We start from the raw sequence: 26,260 nt of genomic DNA, 5'->3' as shown, positions 1-26,260 counted from the left end.
TACCAACCATATATAATAGAATAAACTCTTTATGAATTCATGTTGAAATACCATATGAAAAAGGAATTTGTAAAACATATATGATTATATTTATTGGGGAGGGGAATTTGAATGAATCAAACCATTGAAACTATAAAAAATAGGCGTAGTGTAAGAAATTATCTTCCAGAACAGGTAAAGAACGATGAAATGAAAATAATTTTAGAAGCTGCTGTGTATGCTCCAACAGGTCATAATGACCAACCATGGCATTTTACAGTGATTCAAAATCCTGAACTTATAAATGAAATTAGTAGGGGTGCCAAGGAAGCCATGGGAAAAACAGGGGAGAAATGGCTGGAAAACCTTGCACAAAATGAGAATTATCATATATTCCACGGAGCACCCACCGTTGTAATTGTTTCAGGAAAGAAAAATGCAACCACGCCCCATGCAGACTGTTCAGCAGCAGTTGAGAACATGTTACTTGCAGCTGAAAGTATGAATATTGGTTCCTGCTGGATTGGGTTTGCAGCGTTCTACTTCACAAATCCTGAAAGTTTAAAGAAATTTGATATCCCCGAGGAAAATGATGTGTATTTCGGTGTTACATTGGGATACAAAGCAAAGGAAAATGGAAAAGCACCCAAGAGAAATAGGAATGTTGTAACCTATTTCAAGTAATCCCAAATACAGATCCATTATCCCAGGGGTTCAGCAAAAAATAATATTGGGGGAAATTTAATGGGAAAATCCAAGTTTACCGAAGTTATAACTGGAATATACCAGTTTCAAGGCATTTCAAATTTTTATTTAGTACAAGATAGTGAAAGTTTTGTGGTTGACACAGGGCTACCAGGTAAGGCAGGACAACTTGAAAACTGTCTGAACACCCTGGGAAAAAATCCCGAAGATATTGGGGTGATAGTTTTAACACACCACCACTTCGACCACACAGGGAGTTTGAATAAAATAGAACAACTAACAAAGGCAAAAATTGCAGCTCACAAGGATGATTGGCCGTATGTTTCTGGAGAAAAAGGTGATGACGGTCCATTTATCATGAAACCCTTCACAAAACTTATGAACCTGATATACAATATTAAACCAGTTAAAACAGACATGATACTGGAAGATGGTGATAAAATAGCAAACTACACAGTTATACACACTCCTGGCCACACACCTGGAAGTATCTGTCTTTACAACCCAATTAACAAGGTTCTATTTGTGGGTGACAACATGAGTTACAGTAATGGTGTTTTAAATTCCCCATCAGGAAGATTACTTCCAGATCCAGTAAACTACAAAAAATCCATGGAAAAACTCGGCAAACTCGATGTGGAAACCATACTAACTGGTCATGGAGAAGCTGTAACCACAGATGCAAACAAGTTGATTGAAGAGTTCATAAACCATTGAGGTAGAGATATGAGATACGAAAAGGAATTTGTGAGTTCCAGTGATAGCACAGTAGTAGGTTACAGGAAGATGGGAAATGGTCCTGGACTGGTTCTTCTGCATGGTGGAGCTAATTCCTCCCAACATTTCATGGAACTTGGAGAATGCCTGTCTGAGGACTTCACAGTTTACATTCCAGATAGAAGGGGAAGGGGTTTAAGTGGTGATTTCGGTGATCAGTACTGTATGGAAAGGGAAATGGAAGATTTAGATGTTGTACTCAGAAAAACAGGTGCAAAGTACATTTTTGGACTCAGTTCAGGTGCTTTAATAGCACTGGAAGCTGCATTAAACCTTCCAATAACTAAAGCAGCAATCTACGAACCTCCACTAGACATAGATAACAATGTTTTAAGTATCATGTCATTCATGAAACGTTTTGACAGGGAGATGGCAGAGGGAAATATAGCAGCTGGAACTGCCACCATGACCAAAGATTTTGGAAGCCACTTCGGACTACCAAAGACAATTACAAAATTGCCCCATTTCCTTCTTGAACTAATTTTTAAAGTGTACCTCAAAACAGAACGGGTCAAGGAAGATGAAGTCCCATTTAATGTATTAATACCAACTTTTCATTACGACTACGAGTTAGTGAAGGAAGAGAGCGGTCAGGTAGAAAAGTTCAGAAATTTGAAGGCTGAGGTTTTATTAATTGGTGGAACTGAAAGTCCGACATTTTTAAAGAAAACCATGAAAAAGCTTAAAAATACCATTCCAAATGTTAGACAAGTTGAACTTAGTGGTCTTTCCCATACAGGTCCACTTGTAACGGGTAATCCCAAGTTAGTGGCAGAAAAATTGAAGGATTTCTTCTGTGCATGATTTTTAAGGTCTTAAAATTTATTGGAGGGTTTAGGATCCAACTATTGAATTATGTATTTAAAAAGAAGTTTAATATGACCTTTTTTTTTTTATCTGTTAATTTCCTTCAACATTTCACTCGAAAATTTCAGTACCTTGGCACTGTTTTTCAGGCGTTGCTCGTTGTGATGGTTGTAAACAGCCATTTCAATGGCACTTCTTAAACCCATGTCTTCGTAGGGTTTGATAATGTAACCGTAGGGTGCTGTTTTTTTGGCTTTTTCCAAGGTGTCGTTGTCGTAGTAGGCTGTTAAATATATGACTGGAATATCACTTTTTTCCATGATCTGATCTGCTGCCTGAATTCCGTTCATGCTTCCCTTGAGCATTATGTCCATGAGTATAAGATCTGGAAACAGTTCTTCAGCCTTTTGAATAGCAGCTTCACCCGTACCCACAATACCTGAAACAGAGTAACCCAATCTTTCAAGCCGTTTTTTTAAATCTGCAGCTTCTATAAATTCGTCTTCAACAATTAAAATATTTGCGTCTAAAATAAATATACCCCCAGGGATCTATTTAGATGAAATTTTAATTTACTATACTAAATTATGTTTGACCACAATAGTTATATTTTTTGATTTAATTCTAGTTAATGGGTAATTTTTATTAATATTTCATTGATCTGAGCATATAATTCTTCCAGTTTTTAGGTTGAACCATAAAAACCAGTTCAATTACTTAAAGCCAAAAAAAGATGTATGGTTTTATCCAAATAATTTGGAGAAAAAGTTTAAAATAACATCAAATATGGATTCTGATTTTGTGTTGGTAGCTTCACTACTGTTACCTGTTACACTGGTTTTCACTGCTTGTAAACATACTGATGTTCCGTTATCCAGATTTTTTTGGATGATGGAATCATCGTTGGTTTGAATCCAACTATCCCAACTTTTAGAATCTTCAATTTTTCCATTTTCCATTAAACTGTTCAGATCTCCGTTAACAGAACTTGCAACGGGGGTTAATTTTTTAGCATGATCCTCGTACTTACTGTGCAGTGAAGACGATTCTCCACTTACTCCATGGGGTGCTGAAAACGTGTCTGAGATGTAATGACATGCTACACCGTAATCGTAACTAGCATTTGCATAGTCACCATTATCGTAGGCAGTTTTTCCCAAGTTCAACCAGTAAATTGATTTGTTGTAGCTCTTTGGATAACTGTGGTAGGTGAAATCATGAAAAATTTCATCGGGATCGTTGGAAGCATTTTCCATGATTCCAAGGTTCAAATTCCTTTGAACATCGGATGGCAGACCGTAGTAAACAACATCTACAACCTGGGAATGGGTTTTCCAGCTCCAAGCATCTGAAGCAGGTACCATTATCAACAAAGAAATCATAAAAACTACCATTAAATTTAAGATTTTATTAAAATTCATAGACCCTCACACATTTTAGTATATCATTAATTTTTCTTGTTACAAATTTTGATGTTAATATTTATCTGGTTTATCTTTTAAAACTCTTTCATCTACATAATTATATATTCAAATTCAATTTGCTTTTTTTTTGTCCGTAGAAATAGTATATAATGAGTCCAAATGAAAGCCAGTTAAAAACCTTACCTGTGTTAATAATGGCAGAGCTACAATGAGCAAACTGCAGAATATAATTGCAAGAATTGGGATCACAGGCATTAAAGGAGTTTTAAATGGTCTTGGAATATTCGGATTTTTCCAACAGAGTACTTTCTAAATAGATTAAACTTCATCAACCATTATTCACAATAATTTATTAAAATAGTTAATTCATTTAATATCATTAAAAGGAGAAAAATTGCTGTTTAAAAATAATGAATCACCAAACAAGATATCAGAATGTCAATTTACAATTAAACAGTTATGTAGGAATAATTGGGATGATGTGATTCTAATTTTAAGCTCTACTTTTAGATACATGCCCCTAAATATAATATTTTATTTTGAACCACTGTATTCATGTTTGGAATATCCAATTGAAGTTGGTATAAATTTAAAATTAGATTCAACTTTTATATAATTTCCAACAGTAAAGTATAAGAAGTATTGATACTTTAAAATGATATGTGAATCATTGAATGATTCAGTTTCAATTGGGGGAAACCAATAAATGTGCGAAACCGAAATTGAGTTTAAGTGCGTGAACTGTGGAAATTTGTACAACCCTAAAATAGAACTCGAATGTCCTGAGTGCTATGATAAGGGTGAAGGCATTAAAAATCCAAATTAAATTTTAAAAAAGCATAAAAGTAGCTAAAAATTATTTGATTGGCCTAGTTTGTTTTCTCGAATATTTTTTTTATATAGACTTTTCTACGATGTTTCATTAAAACTTCAACCAGCTTTACAGTATTTTGTTTTAACTTTCATTCAACGTAGGCATCTAACCATGTTGTTGGTGAACCGTTTGATGTTTTCTTCGTATCCATCGCTGTTTATTCCATGGAACATATCCAAATTCAAGGTGTAGATAAAGGTGTTAATGGTAAACACTATCGATGTTACTTCACAACAGGTGTTACCTATATTCTCTGAAACAAATTCACTCAAAACATCTCCGAAGTCACCCATATCAGAATCAACATGTAAGTTATCTTCAGTTACCATGATATTGAAGAATTCGAAGTTTTCATGATAAAAAACAGCCATTCTTTTTATATACTCCCGTAAGAACTCTTCGGGATCCTCAATTTTCTCAAGATCTTCCATGAGGCTGATGCATGTTTCTTGTAGTATTTCATGATTCACACTCATGGCCTCTTTGAACAATTTTTCTTTGGTCTCAAATTTTCTAAAGAGGGTTATCTCTGAAAAACCAGATTGATTTGCAATGTTACGTGTTGTAGCTGAATTGTAGCCTTCTTTTGCAAAAATTTTTAGTGCAGCATCCAGAATTATTCTTTTGGTTTCATCCGTCATTTTAACCAACTTAATTGAACTAATCAACTATTTGACCATGCAGTATATCATTTCTATGAAATTTTCAACCACAGACTCAGCTGACTTTCCAAACGAAGCTTTTCTGTTGTGGTAATTTTCAAGGTTTACAATGTACACGAATGAAATAATGGAAATTCCTAAAGTATCATAATCAATTTCAGGATTTTTAATATGTTGTTTTAGATAATTTCCTGCAGCATTAGTTTGTTCAGCCATCAGCTTTTCCATGGACTTATTTTCTTCGTTTAAAGATATGTAAAACACTTCGAAGTTGTTCATCATCACTTGTTGTGTTTGTATTATGAAATTGGCAATGAAATCTTTAACATTTTCATATTTTTTACCATTAAAGACGTTTTTATTGAAATCCTCTAGCATCAATTTAACGTTTTGATTCAAAACCATTTCATAGAGATTTTTTTTCGTACTAAACTTTCTAAATAAGGTCATCTCTGTAAAACCTGATTTTTCTGCAATTGCTTTGGTAGTTGAGGATTTAAATCCGTTCTTTGCGAATATTTCAAGAGCAGCATCCATAATTTTCTGTTCAGTCTTGTTCGTCATAAAGATCATCTATTTTATTACTAGTCAATTTAACTCATTTTAATTTATATTTTTTAATAAACTAATCCCTTAACAATTAATTAGAAGCGAATTATAACCTAACTGTGAACGTATAATAATAAATATATACTAACTTGTTTTAAAAGGTTGCTCACATTTCCCTAAATATTTTTTTTATGAAGATCATGATCTTTCCAATTAAATTGATAACTGTTCTTTAGAAAAATAAAAAAATGTAATAAACATGAGATAAATCAAAGGAATATTGCTCAATCATAATCTCATGAAGGTGTGGGCAAAGCTGGGGCAGTGGGAGATAAGAAAATTTTAGGTAAAAAAGTGGGATCAACAGGGGCGATTGAAGAACCTATGATTCAAAGGAGAGACTTGCTTAATAAACTCTCCAATGTCAAGGATGTTATAATCATTCTTTGGATGCTTGCAGATATCATCCTTTTAACACTGACTTATTTTGTTGATTTATCTAACATATACTTGTTTATAGTTGTTTTTGACACTGGTCTTTGTGCTGTGTTAATTGTTGAATTCAGTTACAATCTGTATCAAAAGGAAAACAAATTAGCTTACCTGCGTGAGGATTGGAAGGGTGTTATTGTTGATATACTTGCCATGTTCCCATATGAACTCATAACCTTTGGTTCGTACGGTTTTATAAGACTTTTAAGGTTAGTTAGGATATTTGCACTTTTTGGGAAGGGAAGAAGGAATATATTCAATTTTGTTGAAAAAACCCATTTAAATTACATTCTTTTCACACTGATACTCATTGTTGCAGCCTCTACCATTGCTGTTTTGGTGTTGGAAAGTAGTCCGACAGGTGAGATTCACACCCCTTTAGATGCTCTTTGGTACGTTGTATCTACAGTTACAACTGTGGGATACGGTGACATAGTCCCGGTATCTCCAGGTGGAAAGGCACTGGGTATTATTTTGATGATAGTTGGTGTTGGATTTTTCAGTCTTTTAACAGCTACCCTGTCATCCTACTTCATGAGAGATATGGAATCTGAAGAAAAAGAACTGAAAGAACAAGTTGAAAGTCTTGAAAATTCTATAAATGAAATGAAATCAGAAATTGCAGAGTTTAAGGAACTTTTAAAAAAAAATAGGTGATGGATAACGATCAGTAGTATCCATCATCCGAACCATCGTAGTCTGATGAGTAATCATCATCATAATTTTGGTAGTCAGCATCGCTTGAATCATCGTAGTTGTCATTTGAATCATCGTAGTTGTAGTTTGAGTTGTCGTAGTTGTCATCGTTGTTGTAGTTTGAATTATCGTTGTAGTTTTGATTGTTGTACTGATCTGTGGTAGTTGTTGTTGTGTTGGTTGGTAAGTTCAGTTCCCTGTAAATAACTGCCCCTGTTTTTGCATTTAATATTATACCTCCAACTATCTGTCCATTGTAGTAATAATTGCAGATATAAATTGCTTGGCCATCATGATTCTTCATAAGAATAGGATCACTCACACTAACACCTTTAGATGCCTTGGACTTAGCAATGGATTTTGCCTTGTCAAAACTTATGTACTCGGAGCTGTATGGTATTGCAGTACCATTTTGCATGGTCTGATTTATGGTGGTGATGTTGGCACTGTTGTTTGCAGCAGCCTTAGGTGCTGAAATGTACATGTATCCAAATGCAAAACTCAATGTCCCTGCCAATATAATTATAACTATTATCAGCAGAGTATTCCTTTTCATATTCATGTAAATTCCCCCAAATTTTCTCATGTTTACAATTAAGTTTTATCTAAATAATATCCCTTAACCCTAAAAATTATAAATATCCCTTGATAATTCTTTAAAATCTCCTAAACCGTGGAGCATGGGAGTTTTATTACAATTCACCATTTACAATTTAAGCCCATCTACAGCCTCTAAAAATTCATTTGCATGGTTGTATTTTTCAGAGTCAGAATCGTTGTGGAAGGTTTCATACACCAGTGCAGGTATGCCTGCGTTTATCAGTGGTTCTGTTACGTATACTGTACTGGTTGGATTGGGTGGGACGTAGTATGAGAGCCACGGCAACTCATTGGACAAATTTTTTCCGATGGATTCTGCACTGCTCCCTGCTACAGGTGCAAAGATGAACCTGGTTTTCTCCCAGTTTCCAACATTTGAATGAACATCAATGGTCAGATTATACTTTTGATTGATTATATCTGGCACTGCAAATTTGTTTGCAAGGAGCTGACCATTCATCCTACCCCTCTGATAATCATCGGGATCTTGGGTTACATTAACCTTGTAAATGGTGTAACTGTACTTCAAAGAATTTGAATTCTGTTTGATGGCATTTAACATGGCATTGTGGGCATCAGATTCCTGTGGATGTACTCCCATTATGATGGCTATTTTTGTATCTGATTCTTTGTTACCGTAGGGTCCTTCCTTGACAACAGTTCCGTATGTGATGTTTCCAAGGTTTTGTGTTGAAACCCCAGCGTACTTCTGCTCGTTACTTGTTGGTGTGAGGTAGTACGCTGTGCAGAGGGTGATTGTGAAGATGATTATGAGGCCCAACACAATCAGTGCTTTAGTTTTTGTATTCATCCATGATCACTTAGGGTATTGATACCGATGATGGAAGCTGTCCTGTGGCTTTGTAATCTGAGAGTACCTTTGCAAACATGTTGAGTGTGGTGTCTGGTGAGAGATCAGGTTGGCCTGGATTGGTTATGCCCACGTAGTTAGGAGCGTTTTTGTAGTTATCCATCCATGTAACTGTTCTTGAAGCTATGTCCACGTAGTCAGATTTTATGATGGTCGCGGATGTAACAGTTCCTGCAGGATTAGCTGCACTGCCATAGGAATTTATTGGTATATTGCCTGTTTGACCTGCATTTAACATAACAACTGCCTTTGCAAGTATGTAAAGGCACTGGTTCTTGTCTAGAGTTACTCCGTTGTAGGTAACGCTCGAAATGGTACCGTTGTTTTTCATGATCTGGTAACCCAGATTGGGTGCTTCAGACACTGGAAAACCATCAGCCTTTGAGACAGGAGTGCCGGTTGAATTTGAATTTGATCCATTAACTGCTACTGCAGGGGTTTGCTGATTATTTTTTATGAGGTAACCTGCTGTGATTCCCACACCTACAATCAACACAATACACACTGCTATTAAAACCTTTGTAAGGTTGCTGAAGCCTGTTTCAGTCTTTTCAACATCATAATTTCCATTAGAAAAACCATTGATCTTTTTTCCACAATTTTCACAGTAAGATGCATTTAAATCGTTATCATAACCACAATCATTACATTTAACCAATTTTCAACCCCCCAGTTGATCTTGGAATTTATTTAAAGCTAAAAGAGAACAAAAACGTTATTTTAATAATTTAGAAAGGTTTTCATCTCCAAATTCTATTAAAACATGAAATATAAATCACAACAGTAAAATGGATTCTATATCATTGATGTGAATACAATGGGATCGATCCATAATATTTTATCTTTGAAAGATACTGAAGGGAATCAAATCAGTTGGTAAAGGAAAAGAGTATTTCACAACAATTTCCTTTAATCTGGGTTTTGATTATTCAAGCAAGGAATTTAAATGACTTTTATTGATTATCATTTAGACACTTTCATAATTATCGTTAAATATTCAATGTTTTTAATATGTATTCTATATTTATCATTTAATATAATTTGTCTTTTTAATTTCTGACGACTTTTTTAATTGCAATGTTAAATTTATATATTCTTCGACACATAGTGAACTCTACATTTAAGGAGGATTCTAAAGTTGTCGCCAAAAAATAGATGGGATGAAGTTGAATCAATGTTGACTTTACTACTGAATGAAAAGGAAGCAATAAAACTTGTTGATGCCATTAAGGAATCTATAAAATATGACATGGAAAGAACCTTAGATAGGTTCGCAAGTAAAAACAAGTTAACAGAGTAGTTAAATGACACACATTTCTTTTCTACTTTAACTTTTTCTAAATAACTCTACGATATAAATTTAAGTCGTAGACGTGTTTGCATACGAATTTTGGGGTTATATTTTTCGCTGATGCTTCTCCTGTAGACAATTTAAATTTTCATGTGATCTTCCATACATTCGTTTTTCCTATTTTTTATAGGGATAACTATATATACTGACTAATCAGTCTATATTGTGTAAAACAATTGATCGCATAAAAAAAATAAGGTGTGTAAAACTTGAATGAGAAAAAGCAACTATTACTAAATGCAGCACTCAAACTCTTTGTTGAAAAGGGGTTTCATGGAACTTCAACATCAGAAATAGCAAAAACAGCAGGGGTTGCAACAGGAACACTTTTTCACCACTTTAAAACTAAACAGGAACTTATAAACAGCCTTTACCTCTACACCAAAGAGCAGCTTCTAATTGCAATAACCATAGATTATCAAGATTCAGAACAATTTAAATCTAACCTAAAACGGCTGTGGCTCAACTTCACACACTTTGGAATCGAAAAATCGGACATGTACCAGTTTATAATCATTTTTCACAGCTCACCTTACATAACATCACTAACCAAGGAACAGGCAGAAACCAGGTTCGATGACTTACTGACCTTTTACAGGAAGGGAATAGAAAACCAAGAAATTAAAACTGTGAAGGACGAGATGATGGTGGAATTCTTTTTGGGCACAATATTTTCCACTGTGAACTACTTCACTAAACATCCAGAAAGGTTGAATGAAAAAAACATGAACCTATCATTCGAACTCTTCTGGGACGGTATATCCAAATGATCTACTGTATACTTAATTCGTAAGAAAAATAATTATAAAAAAATAGGGATAAATGGGGAATGGTTGGGAAATAGACTCATTAAAACTAATCTAGTTAATTTAGCAATTTGAAGGGGTTTGATTTTATGCAGTACAGAAAAATAGAGAAGAATGGAGATCAGTTATCGGTACTTGGATACGGTGCAATGAGACTGCCGACAAAAAATGGTAGAACTGATGAGAAACGTGCAATTGAACAGATAAGATACGCCATTGACCATGGGGTGAATTATCTAGATACGGCCATAATGTACATGAACGAACCACTAGTTGGAAGAGCATTGAGGGATGGTTACAGGGAAAAGGTAAAACTCGCAACCAAACTTCCACCATGGACAGTTAACAAAGAGGAAGATCTTAGAAGCACATTCAAGGTACAGCTTGAAAACTTTAAAATATCCTACATAGATTACTACATGCTCCATGGATTAAACAGGGCAAATTGGAACAAAATGTTAGAGTTCAATGCCCTGGAATTTCTCGATGAAATTAAGAAGCAGGAAAAAATATTGAATGCAGGCTTTTCATTCCACGGAGATATAGACACATTTAAGGAAATTATAGATGCATACGACTGGGATTTCTGCATGATTCAATACAATTTTCTAGATGAAAAAAATCAGGCAGGAACCGAGGGTTTAGAATACGCAGCGTCCAAGGATATTCCTGTAATTGTAATGGAACCCTTTAGGGGAGGTAACCTGGCAAGGAATGTTCCAGAGGAAATTCAGGCAATATGGGACGAAGCAGAAGTTAAAAGAAGTCCTGCAGAATGGTCCCTCAGATGGGTGCTTAACCATCCCGAAGTTACCTGTGTACTTTCAGGTATGAACGAAGAAGAGCATATCAAAGAAAATATCAGAATAGCAGATGAAGCCCTTCCAAATTCACTCACAGAAGACGAACTCAAACTAATTGAAAGGGTGGCTGACAAGTATCGAGAACTCATGGAAACAGGATGTACCGGTTGCAGGTACTGTATGCCGTGTCCAAAGGGAGTGGACATAGCCAAATGCTTTGAAGTCTACGATTCAGCTAAACTATTCAACACAGGAAATATTCAGTCAAAGGTAATGTACGCTGCAGGTTTAGGAGTGATGAACGATGGAAAGCCCGGATTCGCATCTAAATGTACAAAATGTGGAAAATGTGAGAAGCACTGTCCACAGGAACTTCCAATCATGGATCTCCTCGATGATGTTTCAAATGAAATGGAAGGACCACTAACCAAGATAATACCGCCAATATTTAAGGCATTCCTATCCATCCAAAGTTATAGAAATAATAGGAAGGCCAAAAATTTAGAGTAAAAATCCCACTAGATTTTATCCAAAACTAAAGAGCTTGTAATGGACTCAATAATTGGGGGATAGTTTAAGAATTATTTTTATCTAAATTTTAAACTATTTCTACTTTTTTTTTATTTGCATTTCTATGTAACATGGTAATATTAAAATGTGATTTGAATTATAATTTTAGTCACTGTATAATTCCTTTTAAATATTGAGGGTTTGTGTTATGAAACATCTTGAAAAATTGCTCTGGTGGTTGTTAACTGGTAAAAGGGGAGGAACCAATCGTGCCAGAATAATCGAAAAACTCAGAGAAAGACCTTATAATCCTCATCAGCTTTCAAAGGAGTTAAATCTTGATTATAAAACCATCAGGCATCATATAAAAATTTTACGCGATAACAACATAATTAAAGCTACAGGAGATTCATACAGCAAATTATATTTCCTAACAGATGCCATGGAAGAAAATTATGAGGTTTTCCAGGAAATATGGGATAACTACATCGAAAAATAAAAGTTTTAAAAAATTGCGGTATTAGAAATTTAGGAGTAAAAATGACTTTAGAACTGATATTCATAAACAGGATGATCATACTGGCAGCAGTCATTGTAGGCATTGCAAATGTGGGTCTGCTATCTGGACTGTTCTACTTCTACTGGAACAGCTACCACGAACTTAAATCAAAATTCACAACAGGCCTTATTTACTTCGCAGTCATACTACTGGTGCAGAATGTCCTGGCAATTATGGCACTGTCCTTATTTGCATTGTTAGGTATTGAAATGCATGAAAGGGGAGCAACAGAAGTTTATTTCGTTCTTCTATTGGTTGAAACAGCACAGTTAATTGCATTTACCATTCTGTTTAAAATAACATGGGACTAAAACAGCTGATGCAAGGTTCCACAGAGAACAGCTTAACATAGTTAAACTATTTGAGAATTAGGGGATTTAAATGGAATAGTCCCATCAACTTCTTTTCATGTTGAGTCATAGTTTATTCTTATTTTTAGGTTAGCATAGTTTAGTTATTTAGAACACGTTGATCCCCTGGTCTTCAGTGGTGTTCCTCTTTAGATTAAAATATCTGCCCTTTAAACGGTTTAAATTGAATGGTTGGGTAGAGATTGGGTAGAGATTGGGGTATAAGTTCGGCATAATTACTTAAATATTCATCCAAATAATTACTGTTCAAGAAGAAATTTAAGGAGCTATTTTAAATTAATAAGTATAAATTTAGCATTAAACAGGTTAAATAAATGTTTAATCTTATAATTTGGCTTAATTCTCCTTTAAATATCGTTAATAAACTATTGTTGTTTTGGTATTATGATTGAACAGTTAAACTTTGCAGTGTTTCATTTAATAAATCAGTACGCAGGAATGAATCAATTTCTTGATACTTTCATGGTTCTGATTGCCAAGTACATGCCATTGTTAGTTGTGGTAGGTATGATAATTTTATGGATGTTTAAAGGAAGAAAAACTCGTGATATAATTCTTTACGGATTTTACGCCGCTTTAATTGGTTTAATAGTTAATTATTTAATAGGTTTTGTTTACTATCATCCAAGACCCTTCGTTATTCCAGTTGGAACGCTACTTTTCAGCTACCCTGCTGATTCTTCTTTTCCATCTGATCATTCCACCATCATATTCTCCATGGCCTTGATGCTTGCCTACTTTAAAAGAACAAGATTTCCGGGTTTATTATTTTTAGTGCTGGGAATTATTGGTGGAACTGCCAGGGTCTTTGCAGGGGTTCATTTCCCACTGGATATAGTTGGTTCCTTGGTTGTGTCAGGAATTAGTGTTTTATTGGTACTCAAGCTTAGAACAAAGTTAAACCCATTAAACGATTTTATCAATGTAGTTTACAATAAAATACCAATGGTAAGTTCGGAGGTGGTTAAGTGATCAGTGTGGTTGAACTCGTGAGTAATTTTGCAATACACATCATTCAAATCTTGGGATACTGGGGTGTTTTTATAGGAATGACACTCGAAAGTGCATGTATACCCCTTCCAAGCGAAATTATCATGACCTTCAGTGGATATGTTGTTTGGCAGGGCACCACCAACATGACCCTCCTGGGAATAACCTTGGTTGGTGCAGTTGGAAATTTGATAGGTTCTTTAATAGCCTACTTCGTTGGATTAAAGGGTGGAAGACCATTTCTTGAAAAATATGGGAAATATATTTTCATTTCCCACTCAAAACTCGAACTCGCAGACAGATGGTTTGAAAGATACGGGTGGGAAGCAGTTTTAATAAGCCGTATGCTTCCTGTTATACGCACGTTCATATCTTTACCTGCAGGTATCGCAAACATGGATCTAAAGAAGTTCAGCCTGTACACCTTCCTAGGTTCACTTCCATGGAGCTTTGCATTGGCATATATTGGGGTTCAGTTGGGTCCTAATTGGGATGTGATAGAATCATACTTCCATATCATGGATATTGGAGTTTTCATAGGAATTGTGGGACTTATAATTTATCTGGTTTTAAGTTACAGATCAAAGTCTAAAACAACAGGTTCAGAACCAGAAAAACAGAATAAAAATAGAAAAATCAGGGATGATCATTAGATGAAAGACCTTTACAGCATACTCATTGGAACTGTCATGGTGTCAGGATTATTTTTCCTGGTTGATACACTATTTTACAGCAACAATTCTTTAACAACAAACCTTTTCATCATTATTTTAATTTTAGGTGGTTACTTGGTGACCTACACCTCAAACACACTAAAAACCAGAACAGCCATATTTTCAGGATTTTTTGTTGGAATTGTTTTAATAGTTTACCAGATTATCTTCAACAGTTCGGCCTTTGATCCCCTGGCCATGATAGGATACCTTGTGCTACCTGGATTTTTCATGATGATAGGTGGATTTTCAGCTAAAATTACACAAAAACAGATGGAAGAACTCGTTGATCATTTGCTTAAAAGAAAAATTGAATCAGAATCAAAAAATACAGGTAAGTAGGTAGTTAACATTCCCTGTCATACTTACTGATTTTTCTTTTGAAATCGTTATCATCCATTTCATATTTCTGTTTTATTCTATCAAAAACTTCTTCACGCTTATCAAGGTCTGATAATTTTTTTTCGATCTTCATGAACTCCAAGGATCTTTTGGATTCATCAACATTCCTTAGGAGATTTTTGTAGTGTTTGGCCCCAAAATTTGGAGAGTAGATTGGTTTATCAACCTTTTGCTTTTTCTGGCATACTGCTCTCATATCATCCTTCACAAGCTCTAGCTTTTTTAGTTTAAGTTCCTCTCCAAGGTAATTGACCTTTTTTTGTGCTTTTTTTATCCTTCTTATCTGGATCAGAATAAATATAAGGCCCACTACTGCAATTGCAGCTATTATTATGTAAAATGTCCTTTCGCTGATGTTTGGAATGACGACCATTGTAGTTACCCACCTATAATACGACTCGAATAAAAATTGTTTATAAAGCTCTACTTATTTTTATGTTGGTTGGTTCTAAAATATTTAACCCAGATTTGAAATTTTGGATAAAACCAGTTTTAAGCAAGTTTAGATTATTCTAATTTTTTGGGATTATTACGTTTCAATAAAGTTGTGGGGTAAATTATTTTACATAAAAGAATGATAAAACTGTAATAGAAATCATATAAAATGGACTGTTTTAATCTACAAATTTGGATGGTAATGTTCAATGACAGATTCAACATTAAATTTACCTACAAACAGAATTGAGACATTGGCAGATGGAATATTTGCCATTGCAATGACACTACTTGTTCTTGGAATTTCAGTGCCGAACTTACCTTCCTCCACAGATCCACAGGTATTCAACGCTTATATCTTCAGTTTAATACCGGAAATTTTAGTGTATATCTTGAGTTTCATACTTCTAGCAGTTTTCTGGTTGAACCACCACGTATTCTTCGTTATAAAAAAGAGTGACATCACATTGCTTTGGATCAACATATTCTTTTTGATGTCTATCGCCATAGTACCATTTACAACATCGTTGATTGGGAAGTACGGCCAGTTCCATCTTTCGGTCCTAATATTCGATTTAAACATGCTCATTATAGGGATCTTGTTTTACTCCATATTTGCATATGCAAAGAGGCATGACTTTCTGGTAGGGTCAGCTCAGAAGAAATCTGCAAGTATCCAAAGATCTAACCTCATACTTCCAATATTAGCCGGTGTTGCAATTATAATTTCATTTTTCAATTCAAAATGGAGTGTTTTCATATTTTTCCTTTTACCAATTACATTCACACTCTACAACTTTGCAAGACATCTTTTTGTAAGGAACAAAGATCATGGTGGTTGATGATACAGGGATGAAGTTTTAGGGATCCCTACTATTTTGAGGAGGGTATGCTCGAAAATATTAATATGTAGTACTCCCTATGTAGAATTGGGGTGTTAGTAATTAATCACTATATTCCGTCAAGTAAAAATTGGGGTATTTTCCTGATCTTGGTTGGACTTCTTTGGAGCATAGTTTGATCCTTTTAAATGGTGTGTCTCCACTAATCAGGTTAGGTCTAATTGGGCTTGGTTCATTTACATTCGTGTTGTTTGGAGCCTACTACTTAAATCAGTTTCCAGATTTTAGATAAGTGGCGAATTTAGAAAAGCAATCACCATTTATACTTGTAGTTTCTTCGCATCACTTGCAATGGGAGATCAAATACAGCTCTCGCCAGACTCAATCTTAAGACAGGTTTTAAACAATTATTGGGCTATTTTAAGTACAGTTATAGCATTTTACTTCGCATCCCGTGTTTTGGATAACCAAACTGCGGGAGAAAACGTAGAACAAGAACCTGTAGAAAAATCTGAACAAGAACTTGGAAAACAGTAAATTTCAGCCAATTTTAGCAAATATTTTGAATTTAGAGCATTGAATGAAGCTATGGCTTAGTGAAACATCCCTAAAAAAAAAGATTTTTAATTTATTTTACTATTTTTAAAGGTGCTGGAATATGAAGTTTCCAATGTGGAGGGTTACATTGGTTTCTATTATGGCAGCAATAAATATTAATACCACGGCAATACCAAAGAGGGCCAGAGCATCTTTAATCTGATTGTAGTAGTAGTTTGATTCCTCATCCTTTCTTATGATGTCTATGATGATGGTGCTCAACCTCAGACCAGCTGCACCTGCAATTATAAAGCCCGAAATTTCAAATATTCCATGCGGCACAGTGTACACAATAAATTTAAGTGGTGTCAGTGAACCAACACTACTTGCCTGTCCTCCAATAACAGGGTTGGATGCCACGTATCCTAGGAAGGCACCGTAAACAAATCCATTAATGATAATGAAGATAACTGTTATTACAGCTGTGATTCCGCCAACAAAGGTTAAAACCAGACTGAAGAGGTTGTGTGAGAATATTGTTAGGAAGTTGAACCCCTTTTCACTCAAAAATTGTCTGTCAGTTTGGACCATGGTGGTTAAATAGCTACTCACAGGACCACTTAAGAACAATGCCAACATAATTCCTGCAATAACTGATAGGAAATATATGGAAAATGAAACCATCAACAACTTCTTGTTTCTACGGTACAATCCTGAAAAATAATTTAAATAACTGTTTCTATCATGTGTACCATCTGTTTCCATCGACATTCAACTCCCCTATAAATCTATGATTTTAGTCTAAAAATTTATTCTCTTTCCACACACTTAACCTTTTACGAATAACAGAAAACCATGGTTTACAATCCAAACTAATTTTCCTTGTTTGGAATGTACAGTCCCAAGTACTTGGACAGGATTTCTATGGTGGATCCTTGTACAAGGGCAGATATTATGGTGATGAAGAATATGATGTTAAAAATTATCTCTGAACCTGCTATGCCTGCAACAATTGGATAAGTTGCAAATATGATGGGTACAGCACCCTTGATACCCACCCATGAAATGAATATTTTATCTTTAAATCCAACCTTGAATGGTATAAGACACAGGAAAACAGCTACTGGTCTAGCAACTAATATTAAAACCACTGAAACGAAAATTCCTATTCCAAGGACAGGTACGATTTGGGAGGGGAAGACAAGGAGTCCTAGGGTTAAAAACATTATAATTTGCATTAATAATGCTATACCATCAAAGAATTGTATTTGTTCAGTTTTATGCACGAAGTGGCTGTTTCCAAGAATTAGTGCTGCAATGTAAACACTTAAAAAACCATTTCCACCTATGAAGTACGATACTGAGAAGGTTAAAAAGGCAATTGCAAGTGTGAAAACCGAGTAAAGCCCCTCTGTATGGAGTTTGATGTTGTTAATTATCCATACACTTCCCTTACCGAAGAAGAACCCGACTAAAATTCCCAAACCCAAGGATTTTATTAGGAGAATTACCATGGCTGTGAGTGAAGTGGTGGGGTTTATTATTAAAAAGATGAGGGTGGTCACTAGGAAGTAGGCCATGGGATCGTTGGTTCCACTTTCAAGTTCTAATAAAGGTGCAATATTATTTTTTAACCCCATTTTCTTCGAGTTAAATATTGCAAATATTGCAGCAGCGTCGGTGGATGATATTATCGAACCTATGAGCAACGATTCAAGAAGAGGGATATGTAAAAACCAGTATAGGAAAATTCCGGTCAAAATTGCAGTTATGAACACGCCCACAGTTGCGAGAATGAGTCCCTGTCCCAGTATGGGTTTTATTTCGCTGAATTTGGTATCTAAACCTCCTGAAAAAAGGATGATTACCAATGCTATTATTCCTATGAACTGTGTAATACTTGGATTGTCGAAATAAATTCCTCCGATACCTTCCGAACCTGCTAACATTCCAATTAAAAGGAAAAATAACAGTGAGGGTATTCCGAGGCGGTGGGAAGTTTTGCTTATAACAATGCAAATAAAAAGTAATACTGACCCAAATAAGATGAACTGTTCTGATATCATTTAAATATAGTTTTATTCCTTGGATTATTTATATTTTTAATATTACATTGATTAAATTCCTTAGTTGATCTTGTTTAGATGGTTAGAATTATTATTTTTTATTTTCAATTTTTACGCAGCTTCTCATTTTATGGTGACAATGCAGTGGGATCATAATTTTTATTAGTTCAATTCAACATAATATTAATTGAAATAACCTGCTTTAGGTTGATATTGACTGTGCTGATCCATTGTTTAATTCTTTATTTGAAAATGTCCATGGAGTTGAGAACTGATGTCTAGGGTTATATGGTTTGAAATACCTGCAGATGATCCTGAAAGGGCTGCAAAATTTTACGAAGATGTATTTGGTTGGGAAATTGAAAAATGGGAAGGACCTTTTGATTACTGGCTCATTCGAACGGGTTCTGATGAGGAACCCGGTATTCACGGTGCAATCATGACCAAGGATATGGGTGAGGTTGTGAGGGATACCATCGCAGTTGATTCCTACGATGAATTTTCAAAGAAGATTGAAATGCAAGGCGGGGAAATGCTCACAGAAAAAATTGAAGTACCCAACATGGGATACATGGGTTCCTTCAAAGACACAGAGGGCAACATCTTCGCTATCATTGAATCAAACATGACAGAAACATCCACTAAATAAAGTTCAAAATGGTTGGAGGGTAACATTTAAGCGTTTCCACATGAATATAATATATTATATTGTGAGAATTCCAAGAATTATTCATGGGATGATAAGATCGCAACTGTGTACAACCCTAATAAAAAACATAATTGGTATTACAGAGGACCCACACCCACAAAAGACGACCAGAAAATGATGAAAGAATATTTAAAACATCGTTTCAAAAGAAAATCCTTAAAATAAAATATAAGGATTTTAACAGCTGGTCTAAAACCAAAACAAAAAGGGGATAGGGGATTTATTACATTAACTATCTAATTTTTTCATTCAATTCCCAACAGATTTAAAACTGTGACTGACAGTTCATTATTTTCTGTTCTGCCGTTTCCATAAACTATTGAAACTGTGATGAAATGATTCTCCTGTGACACATCAGGATTCACGATCTGATTATCTTCCCCAGTAAGGATCAGTTCATGCACATGGTTTTTGGGAATGAAACTCGTGAAATCCCTTATAATTTTACCAGTGAACTGGTCAGTAATTTTGTAACTCCCTGCAACTGTTTTGAAAAGGTCTGAAGATGGTGGGTCATTGTTTTGGTCAAGGAAACTAATGGTCATGATCCTACTTGATCTTTCAGGAATTTTTTTGTTCTTTGAAACCAGATTCAGGTCCATGTAGATCTCTTTAAATGAGTAATCCACCTCAGGAAAACCTAAACCAAACGGTATCCATGGAGAAGCATACAACAGGTAACTTGGGCCGTTGTTTGCTATAACAGTGGAAATTTCGTTGTAAATATCTGAAAGGCTCCGTGGATCCAGATTAACAGCATTGTCATGTGTTAACAGTTCAACAACAACATCTCCCTCTGAATATTCTTTAACAGTTTGAATGGCCTTGGTAATTGGAATTCCCTCACTGTTACTCGTGAATATCTCTGTAACAGCATAGTCAAGTTTGGAGGAAACAGATTTCAGTGTGCTGGATCTCCAGTTCATGGATGCTGAAAATTCAATGGAGGGGTTCAAGTTTTTCAGGGTTGAAACAATTTCCCCAGCAAAATCCGATAGAATATCAGACTTTTCAGTACTGGTGTAACCATCCCAAGTTTGCCATTCAAAATCCTTGAAGGAAACACCACCCAAATCTGGAAAATCCTTTATTAAACGTGATAATGCATTTTTAAGCTTATTTCTATGTGCCGTGTTGGTAGGATCAACTAAAGAATCACTATTTGAAGATTTAAAAGCATTTAAAACGAATATTACCTTGAGGTTGGTGTTTTCAATCGTTTTAAATAGGTTTTTCAAATTTTTATTCACTGCATCGTAGTTGTTTAAAAGCAAATTATCCAAGTAAAAAACATGTGTCAATCCTCTAGATTCAAGTTCAACCAAATCCGGATATGGATATCCTTCAACAAGATATAAACCTCGCATATTCATATTAGGTCCCCTTCAATTTTTTTTTTATACACACATTTAAAGCTAAGTCTTGAATATTTTTTTCTGATCTTAATATGTACTTCCAAGTGGATAAAATTATTATAAAAAAAAGATTGGTTAAAGAAATATGAGTGTTAGATTTGGAGCATATTTTTTTTATCCTAGTATGGAAGAAACTTCTTTGATCAGGGCTCTACCAAGTTTTTTATGTTCAACTACAGCTGGATGAACACCGTCAAGTTCACTTGCAACCATGATCTTTGAAGTGTCCAGAAAGTAACAGCCATGCTCTTTTGCAATTTTCTCTACGTAGCCAGGTAACTTTTGGGATTTGTTGTAGGAATTTCTAAACTCGTCATCAAATCCAGTTGCTTCTAAAAGGAAGGGTGGTGCTAGTAAAAGAATTTCAGGACTCAAACCATTGGTTCCTGATTCACTTCTAAGTATGACCTCTACAAGAACGTTTATTCCCCTTGCAATTTCTGTTGTGGGCAGTGAAAACCTATGTTTCATATCGTTGGTTCCAAGCATGAGAACCACAAGATCAAGGGGTTTATGACTTGCAAGACAGGGTATTAAATATTTTAAACCATTTTTTTGGGAACCCTTTAATGGATCGTCCCAAACTGTTGTTCTACTGTTTAAGCCTTCTTCAATAACGGTGTATTCATCACCCAATCCACTATCGAGTATTCCAGTCCATCTTTTATCTTCATTCATTCGCATCTGATCCATTGGATTAAAACCCCAAGTGATTGAATCACCGAAACACAGCACCCTTCTTCTTTTTATCAACGAAAACCATCCCCAAATAGGTTTTTTTAATTAATATATTTTTTTTATTCGAACAGATCAACATTTTCTTGAAGGTAACTGGTTACTTCAAGGTTTTGGGTGCATTTTTTTTCACAGTCACCGCACTGGTTACAGTAGCCTGCACTCATCTTCTTACCCATAAGGAACTTGTAGTTACCAGTTGGTTTTTCCAAGTTTTTGTACATGTAAACATCATTCAACAGGCTGAGATTTAATGGGATGTCAACTCCCTTTGGACAGGGCATGCAGTAGTTACAGCTGGTACATCCCACATGAACACGTTCTGCGTAGACATTCTTGACTTTTTCGTAGAGTTCAAGCTCATCATGGGTAAGACTGTTAACATGGCCCCTTTTTGCAATTTCCAGGTTTTCATTCAACTGTTCCATGGTGCTCATACCGCTAAGCACAACGTTGACTTCTGGCTGGTTCCAGAGGTAGCGAAGCCCCCATTCAGCGGGACTTTTTTTATTCTCTGCACCATTCCAAATTGACTTAACTTCCTCTGGAAGGTTTTTAGTCAAACATCCTCCCCTTAATGGTTCCATTATCACAGTGCCAAGATCTTGATTTTTGGCATAATCCAGTCCTGCCTTACCAGCCTGAAACTTTTCATCCATGTAGTTCAGTTGGATCTGTGCGAAACTCCAGTCGTAGGAATCTACAACGAGCTTGAAAAATTCATACTCATCATGGAATGAAAAACCTGCATAACCTATTTTTCCCTCATCGATGGCATTATCCAGAAAATCAAAAACATCTGCAAGTAGGAGTGTCTGCCAAAAATCTTGATGAAGCCCATGCAAAAGATAGAAATCGATCCTATCTGTTTGAAGCCGTTTCAGCTGTTCATCCAAGAAAAAATTCAGATCTTCCTTCTTTTGAACCAGCCAACTTGGCAGTTTGGTTGAAAGGAACACATCTTCACGGTAATTATTCCTCAATGCATTACCTAGGAACACTTCACTCATTCCTCCACCTTGGGCTGAAGTTCCATGGTATGGGAAGGCAGTGTCTACGTAGTTAACACCTTCATCAATGGCATGGTAGAGCATTTCCCTTGCCAGTGGTTCGTTGATCTTTTCAGGATTTCCATCGAGAATTGGAAGCCTCATACATCCAAAACCTAGAATCGAAACCCTTTCACCAGTTTTTCCAAATTTCCTCTTAAGCAAATAAATCAATCTCCTCGTGAATAATAAATTGTTTAAAATTTAGGGCAGGTTTAGAAAAATTCAAACCAGCCTGTGAATATCAATTTCCATTTTTATATTCATTACTGGGCAATCACTTAAATTATTTTTCATATCCCCAGATTTGAATTGAGTGCAGGTACATGGAAATTAGTTTAAAATCAAGAATTAAGAATAGAAATATATTTTTGCAGTATCGATCAGAAAAACTGTTTAGAATCTGTGGTTATTAATAAAAAAAAGTAAAAGTAAAGTGAATGGAGGCGGGCCCAGGATTAAGCGGTCCTGGGCGTTTTTAATAATTAAATTTGGATTTTATGGTTTGTTTATTCTTCTAGCGTTGATATATCACCCACATCTTCTCCTCTGTCCCTTGCCCTAAGCACCCGTCTTAAGATCTTACCGCTTCTGGTTTTTGGAAGTGAATCAACCTGTTTAATCTGTCCTAAAACAGCCACAGGTCCCAGTTCGTATCTTACGTGTTTGCTTAGATCTTCGATGAGTTTGGTTTTAAGTTCGTAACCTTCCTTGAGAATTACGAATGCCTTGATAACTTCTCCCTTAATTGGGTCTGATTTACCTATGACAGCAGCTTCCACAACTGCAGGATAACTTACAAATGCAGATTCAACTTCACTGGTTCCTATTCTGTGACCTGCAATTTTCAGGACATCATCTGATCTTCCCTGTATCCAGAAGTATCCATCTTTATCTTTTCTTGCTATATCTCCTGCTGTGTATACGCAGCCCGGAATGTCTTTCCAGTAATTATCCACGTATTTCTTTTCGTCCTTGTAGAGTGTTCTAAACATTGATGGCCATGGTTTTTTAATAACCAGCATACCGCCCTTTCCAGGTGGTACTGAATTTCCATTTTCATCCACCACATCTGCATCGACACCTGGTAGTGCTTTGGTTGCAGATCCTGGTTTAAGGGGTGTGACTGGGAGGGGTGCTATCATGAACATTCCAGTTTCAGTCTGCCACCAAGTGTCTATGATTGGACAATTCTCTTTACCCACATTTTCGTAGAGCCACATCCATGCCTCTGGATTTATTGGTTCTCCCACTGTTCCAAGCACCTTAAGTGATGAAAGGTTGTATATTTTGGTGTATTTATTACCGAACCTCATTAGATGTCTTATGGCTGTTGGTGCTGTGTAGAGTTTGGTTACTCCATACTTCTCAACGATCTTCCACCATGCACCTGGATCAGGGTAGTCTGGAGCACCCTCGTAGACTAGTGTAGTTGTTCCAAGTAGAAGTGGTCCGTATAAGAGGTAACTGTGGCCTGTTATCCACCCAATATCTCCTGTGCACCACCAAAGATCTCCATCGTGTATGTTGAATGCATTTTTAAGGGTTGTGGCTGTTCCAACCATGTAACCTGCAGTACTGTGAAGAACTCCCTTAGGTTTTCCTGTACTTCCCGAGGTGAAAAGTAGAAACAGTGGATCTTCAGCATCCATCTCTTCTGCTTCACACTCTGCTGGTTCTCCTTCAATCAGTGTTTCGTAGAAGATTTCCCTCCCACTCAATTCTGACATTTCAATTGGAATTCCTGTGTGCTTCACAACCACCACTGTTTCAATTGTTGGGCACTGGAGTATCGCTTCGTCTGAAACCTTTTTCAAGTCGATAATTTTTCCCCTTCTAAATGTTCCATCTGCTGTTATGAGAATTTTAGCCTCAGCATCATTTATTCTTTCAACAAATGCCCCAACACTCAGTCCTGAATAGACCACACTGTGAACTGCACCGATCTTGGTACATGCGAGCAAGGTTACAATGAGTTCGGTACACATTGGAAGGTAGGTGGAAACACGGTCGCCCTTTTTCACACCTAAATTTTTAAGTGCATTTGCAAACTTGTTAACTTCCCTGTAAAGTTCGTAGTAGGTCATCTTCTTTTCATGACCACGTTCATTCACGTATAAAATTGCTACCTGGTTACGTTTGTCTGTATCTATCCATCTATCAACGGCGTTGTATGCCATGTTAATTTTACCGTTTACAAACCATTTGTAAAACGGTTTATTAGATTCGTCCAGGGTTTTTTCAGGTTTTTTAAACCAAACGAATTGTTCAGCCTTTTCTGCCCAGTATTTTTCGATATCTTTTCCCTTTTCTATTTCAGCTTCCCAATCTTTTATGTTGGCAAGTTTTAAAATTTCTTCACTGGGTTTGAAGACCCTTTTTTCATCGAGCAATACATCAGTGTCCTGTTTTATGTTAAAGCCCCCTTCAGTTTTTTTTGGTAAGATTGAATTTGTTTCAGTTAATTAAACACTGTTCAAATACAGTAATATAATTTACCGTTACTAAACTGTAGCTTTGAGGAGTGTTTCATAACACTACAATGACCTTTGGGGTTAAAACAGAAACCTTTAATTAAATTGAAATCAACAAAATGAACATGGATAAAATTAACAATAGGCAGATCGATCCATCCAACAGCTTCAAGGATATAAACAGCAAACTGGATGTTATACATAGGGAGGTTACCAGGATCAGGGAACGTTCCAATCAAGAACACCTTGATCTCATCATACTAAACACAAGGAAGGACCTTGCAAATTCCATGGCTGTCTACGTTACAGAAGATATTGAAACAGATCTTGAAAGGGGAATGGTTTCAGAGTGCCATCTAAAGAAAACATGCAAACAAACCTTCAAGGATTTCCTTGATAGGAACGTGGAAATAATCAAACAGGTCCAGGACATGGATAAAAAAACCATGGACGAAACCTACTCCAAACTGGATGAAATGAAAAATGATGCACCCTATGAAAAATGCAGGTTTTGCATCGATGAAGTTTCATCCCTACTCCAGAAACAGTTGAAATTAATCGAATCACTGAAGCTCTACCAGGGTCCAGAGTTTGAAGAAACAGATTTAACTCCATTTTCTGAAGAATTAATTGTTAAAGATGTTTTAGAACCTTTATCAAACAAACAGAGACTCCAAATTATTCAATCCATGGCCACAGAAACCAAAACCTACTCCGAACTATCTGAGATCACTGGACTCCGGGGAGGAAACCTGCTGTTTCACATCCAAAAACTACAAGATGGCGGACTCATATTCCAAAGACACGAACGTGGAGATTACATGGTAACTAAAAAAGGATATGCAATGTTAAATGCGCTTAAAAATATGCATAAATTCCTTGAAAATGAACTTTAAACTACGGTTTAACTATACAGCCGGCTTATTATAAAATGTAACCTCTTGTGTCCAGTGGAACAGTTTGAGATGATTCCTCCATTGTTTTAAATTTTTTTTAGGATCCTTTGGTGTTTTTTTTTAGCTGTAGTTCAGATCTGAATAGTTTCCGTTAAAACTTT

30 protein-coding genes are annotated in these 26,260 nt (G+C 35.8%); 16 read left to right on the top strand and 14 right to left on the bottom strand.

The window, feature by feature from the left end; translation table 11 throughout:
• Positions 1-111 precede the first annotated feature (111 nt).
• The 3 genes from METBO_RS08645 to METBO_RS08635 are packed head-to-tail and all read left to right on the top strand — an operon-like array spanning position 112 to position 2,265.
• Positions 112-663: a nitroreductase family protein gene (locus tag METBO_RS08645; RefSeq protein ID WP_013645319.1), complete on the top strand. Its 552-nt coding sequence runs from the start codon at positions 112-114 to the stop codon at positions 661-663.
• 60 nt (positions 664-723) lie between these two features.
• Positions 724-1,401 carry an MBL fold metallo-hydrolase gene (locus METBO_RS08640; protein WP_013645318.1) on the top strand — a complete coding sequence of 226 codons (678 nt, stop codon included), beginning with the start codon at positions 724-726 and terminating at the stop codon, positions 1,399-1,401.
• A gap of 9 nt (positions 1,402-1,410) precedes the next feature.
• Positions 1,411-2,265, top strand: coding sequence for an alpha/beta fold hydrolase (locus METBO_RS08635; protein WP_013645317.1), 855 nt, complete (start codon positions 1,411-1,413; stop codon positions 2,263-2,265).
• 89 nt (positions 2,266-2,354) lie between these two features.
• Here the strand turns inward: METBO_RS08635 and METBO_RS08630 are convergent, their stop codons facing one another.
• The 4 genes from METBO_RS08630 to METBO_RS12855 form a co-directional block, all read right to left on the bottom strand.
• Entirely contained in the window at positions 2,355-2,780 is a 426-nt protein-coding gene (locus METBO_RS08630; protein ID WP_227717270.1) for a response regulator, read from the bottom strand.
• A gap of 231 nt (positions 2,781-3,011) precedes the next feature.
• Positions 3,012-3,650 carry a zinc dependent phospholipase C family protein gene (locus tag METBO_RS08625; protein ID WP_227717214.1) on the bottom strand — a complete coding sequence of 213 codons (639 nt, stop codon included), beginning with the start codon at positions 3,648-3,650 and terminating at the stop codon, positions 3,012-3,014.
• Between the two features lie 1,008 nt (positions 3,651-4,658).
• Positions 4,659-5,207 carry a TetR/AcrR family transcriptional regulator gene (locus tag METBO_RS12860; protein WP_013645312.1) on the bottom strand — a complete coding sequence of 183 codons (549 nt, stop codon included), beginning with the start codon at positions 5,205-5,207 and terminating at the stop codon, positions 4,659-4,661.
• Between the two features lie 27 nt (positions 5,208-5,234).
• Positions 5,235-5,792, bottom strand: a complete 558-nt coding sequence (locus tag METBO_RS12855; RefSeq protein ID WP_048650814.1) for a TetR/AcrR family transcriptional regulator — start codon at positions 5,790-5,792, stop codon at positions 5,235-5,237.
• Between the two features lie 291 nt (positions 5,793-6,083).
• On the opposite strand from METBO_RS12855, the gene METBO_RS08610 reads away from it, so the two are divergent.
• Positions 6,084-6,926, top strand: coding sequence for an ion channel (locus tag METBO_RS08610; RefSeq protein WP_013645310.1), 843 nt, complete (start codon positions 6,084-6,086; stop codon positions 6,924-6,926).
• 10 nt (positions 6,927-6,936) lie between these two features.
• On the opposite strand, the gene METBO_RS12850 is transcribed toward METBO_RS08610, so the two are convergent.
• The 3 genes from METBO_RS12850 to METBO_RS08595 form a co-directional block, all read right to left on the bottom strand.
• Positions 6,937-7,527, bottom strand: a complete 591-nt coding sequence (locus tag METBO_RS12850) for a hypothetical protein (protein WP_048650813.1) — start codon at positions 7,525-7,527, stop codon at positions 6,937-6,939.
• 144 nt (positions 7,528-7,671) lie between these two features.
• Positions 7,672-8,376 (bottom strand): hypothetical protein, encoded by a 705-nt coding sequence (locus METBO_RS08600; RefSeq protein WP_013645309.1) that lies wholly within the window; start codon positions 8,374-8,376, stop codon positions 7,672-7,674.
• 10 nt (positions 8,377-8,386) lie between these two features.
• Complete coding sequence (locus METBO_RS08595) at positions 8,387-9,094, bottom strand: pseudomurein-binding repeat-containing protein (protein WP_013645308.1); 708 nt, start codon at positions 9,092-9,094, stop codon at positions 8,387-8,389.
• A 480-nt stretch (positions 9,095-9,574) separates the two neighbouring features.
• Between METBO_RS08595 and METBO_RS13670 the strand changes: the two genes are divergently transcribed.
• The 8 genes from METBO_RS13670 to METBO_RS08560 all read left to right on the top strand — a co-directional run bounded on the left by METBO_RS13670 (position 9,575) and on the right by METBO_RS08560 (position 14,881).
• A complete protein-coding gene (locus tag METBO_RS13670) occupies positions 9,575-9,736 on the top strand; it encodes a hypothetical protein (RefSeq protein ID WP_013645307.1) in 162 nt (53 codons plus the stop codon).
• A gap of 260 nt (positions 9,737-9,996) precedes the next feature.
• Positions 9,997-10,557 (top strand): TetR/AcrR family transcriptional regulator, encoded by a 561-nt coding sequence (locus METBO_RS08590; RefSeq protein ID WP_013645306.1) that lies wholly within the window; start codon positions 9,997-9,999, stop codon positions 10,555-10,557.
• Between the two features lie 125 nt (positions 10,558-10,682).
• Complete coding sequence (locus tag METBO_RS08585; protein WP_013645305.1) at positions 10,683-11,906, top strand: aldo/keto reductase; 1,224 nt, start codon at positions 10,683-10,685, stop codon at positions 11,904-11,906.
• A gap of 208 nt (positions 11,907-12,114) precedes the next feature.
• The gene (locus METBO_RS08580; protein ID WP_013645304.1) at positions 12,115-12,405 is read left to right on the top strand and encodes a winged helix-turn-helix domain-containing protein; all 291 of its coding nucleotides are present in this window, start codon (positions 12,115-12,117) and stop codon (positions 12,403-12,405) included.
• 41 nt (positions 12,406-12,446) lie between these two features.
• Entirely contained in the window at positions 12,447-12,776 is a 330-nt protein-coding gene (locus METBO_RS08575; protein WP_013645303.1) for a hypothetical protein, read from the top strand.
• 444 nt (positions 12,777-13,220) lie between these two features.
• The gene (locus METBO_RS08570) at positions 13,221-13,808 is read left to right on the top strand and encodes an undecaprenyl-diphosphatase (RefSeq protein WP_013645302.1); all 588 of its coding nucleotides are present in this window, start codon (positions 13,221-13,223) and stop codon (positions 13,806-13,808) included.
• Positions 13,808-14,479: a DedA family protein gene (locus tag METBO_RS08565; RefSeq protein ID WP_083804508.1), complete on the top strand. Its 672-nt coding sequence runs from the start codon at positions 13,808-13,810 to the stop codon at positions 14,477-14,479. Before METBO_RS08570 ends, METBO_RS08565 begins: the two co-directional genes overlap by 1 nt.
• Positions 14,480-14,881, top strand: coding sequence for a hypothetical protein (locus METBO_RS08560; protein WP_013645300.1), 402 nt, complete (start codon positions 14,480-14,482; stop codon positions 14,879-14,881).
• Between the two features lie 4 nt (positions 14,882-14,885).
• Here the strand turns inward: METBO_RS08560 and METBO_RS13060 are convergent, their stop codons facing one another.
• Positions 14,886-15,314 (bottom strand): hypothetical protein, encoded by a 429-nt coding sequence (locus METBO_RS13060; protein WP_013645299.1) that lies wholly within the window; start codon positions 15,312-15,314, stop codon positions 14,886-14,888.
• A 271-nt stretch (positions 15,315-15,585) separates the two neighbouring features.
• On the opposite strand from METBO_RS13060, the gene METBO_RS08550 reads away from it, so the two are divergent.
• On the top strand, positions 15,586-16,218 hold the full coding sequence (locus METBO_RS08550) for a TMEM175 family protein (protein WP_013645298.1): 633 nt from the start codon (positions 15,586-15,588) through the stop codon (positions 16,216-16,218).
• Positions 16,219-16,569: 351 nt separating this feature from the next.
• Positions 16,570-16,755: a hypothetical protein gene (locus METBO_RS08545; RefSeq protein ID WP_013645297.1), complete on the top strand. Its 186-nt coding sequence runs from the start codon at positions 16,570-16,572 to the stop codon at positions 16,753-16,755.
• Between the two features lie 105 nt (positions 16,756-16,860).
• Here METBO_RS08545 and METBO_RS08540 read toward each other — a convergent pair whose 3' ends face one another.
• Together METBO_RS08540 and METBO_RS08535 are read right to left on the bottom strand one after the other, a co-directional pair.
• On the bottom strand, positions 16,861-17,526 hold the full coding sequence (locus METBO_RS08540; RefSeq protein ID WP_048186425.1) for a stage II sporulation protein M: 666 nt from the start codon (positions 17,524-17,526) through the stop codon (positions 16,861-16,863).
• A 101-nt stretch (positions 17,527-17,627) separates the two neighbouring features.
• Positions 17,628-18,821, bottom strand: a complete 1,194-nt coding sequence (locus tag METBO_RS08535) for a potassium/proton antiporter (RefSeq protein ID WP_013645295.1) — start codon at positions 18,819-18,821, stop codon at positions 17,628-17,630.
• A 274-nt stretch (positions 18,822-19,095) separates the two neighbouring features.
• On the opposite strand from METBO_RS08535, the gene METBO_RS08530 reads away from it, so the two are divergent.
• A complete protein-coding gene (locus METBO_RS08530) occupies positions 19,096-19,470 on the top strand; it encodes a VOC family protein (RefSeq protein WP_013645294.1) in 375 nt (124 codons plus the stop codon).
• A gap of 305 nt (positions 19,471-19,775) precedes the next feature.
• On the opposite strand, the gene METBO_RS08525 is transcribed toward METBO_RS08530, so the two are convergent.
• The 4 genes from METBO_RS08525 to acs all read right to left on the bottom strand — a co-directional run bounded on the left by METBO_RS08525 (position 19,776) and on the right by acs (position 25,143).
• On the bottom strand, positions 19,776-20,903 hold the full coding sequence (locus METBO_RS08525) for a hypothetical protein (protein ID WP_013645293.1): 1,128 nt from the start codon (positions 20,901-20,903) through the stop codon (positions 19,776-19,778).
• A 156-nt stretch (positions 20,904-21,059) separates the two neighbouring features.
• Positions 21,060-21,698, bottom strand: a complete 639-nt coding sequence (locus METBO_RS08520; RefSeq protein WP_013645292.1) for an SGNH/GDSL hydrolase family protein — start codon at positions 21,696-21,698, stop codon at positions 21,060-21,062.
• A 44-nt stretch (positions 21,699-21,742) separates the two neighbouring features.
• On the bottom strand, positions 21,743-22,894 hold the full coding sequence (locus tag METBO_RS08515; RefSeq protein WP_013645291.1) for an aldo/keto reductase: 1,152 nt from the start codon (positions 22,892-22,894) through the stop codon (positions 21,743-21,745).
• A 344-nt stretch (positions 22,895-23,238) separates the two neighbouring features.
• Complete coding sequence (gene acs, locus METBO_RS08510) at positions 23,239-25,143, bottom strand: acetate--CoA ligase (protein ID WP_013645290.1); 1,905 nt, start codon at positions 25,141-25,143, stop codon at positions 23,239-23,241.
• Positions 25,144-25,328: 185 nt separating this feature from the next.
• On the opposite strand from acs, the gene METBO_RS08505 reads away from it, so the two are divergent.
• The gene (locus METBO_RS08505) at positions 25,329-26,099 is read left to right on the top strand and encodes a winged helix-turn-helix domain-containing protein (protein ID WP_144017552.1); all 771 of its coding nucleotides are present in this window, start codon (positions 25,329-25,331) and stop codon (positions 26,097-26,099) included.
• Positions 26,100-26,260 lie beyond the last annotated feature (161 nt).

The organism is Methanobacterium lacus, assembly GCF_000191585.1.
GTDB classification, from domain to species: Archaea; Methanobacteriota; Methanobacteria; order Methanobacteriales; family Methanobacteriaceae; genus Methanobacterium_B; species Methanobacterium_B lacus.
Note: the sequence above shows the minus strand (reverse complement) of the source record. Positions and strands in the feature narration are given on the sequence as shown.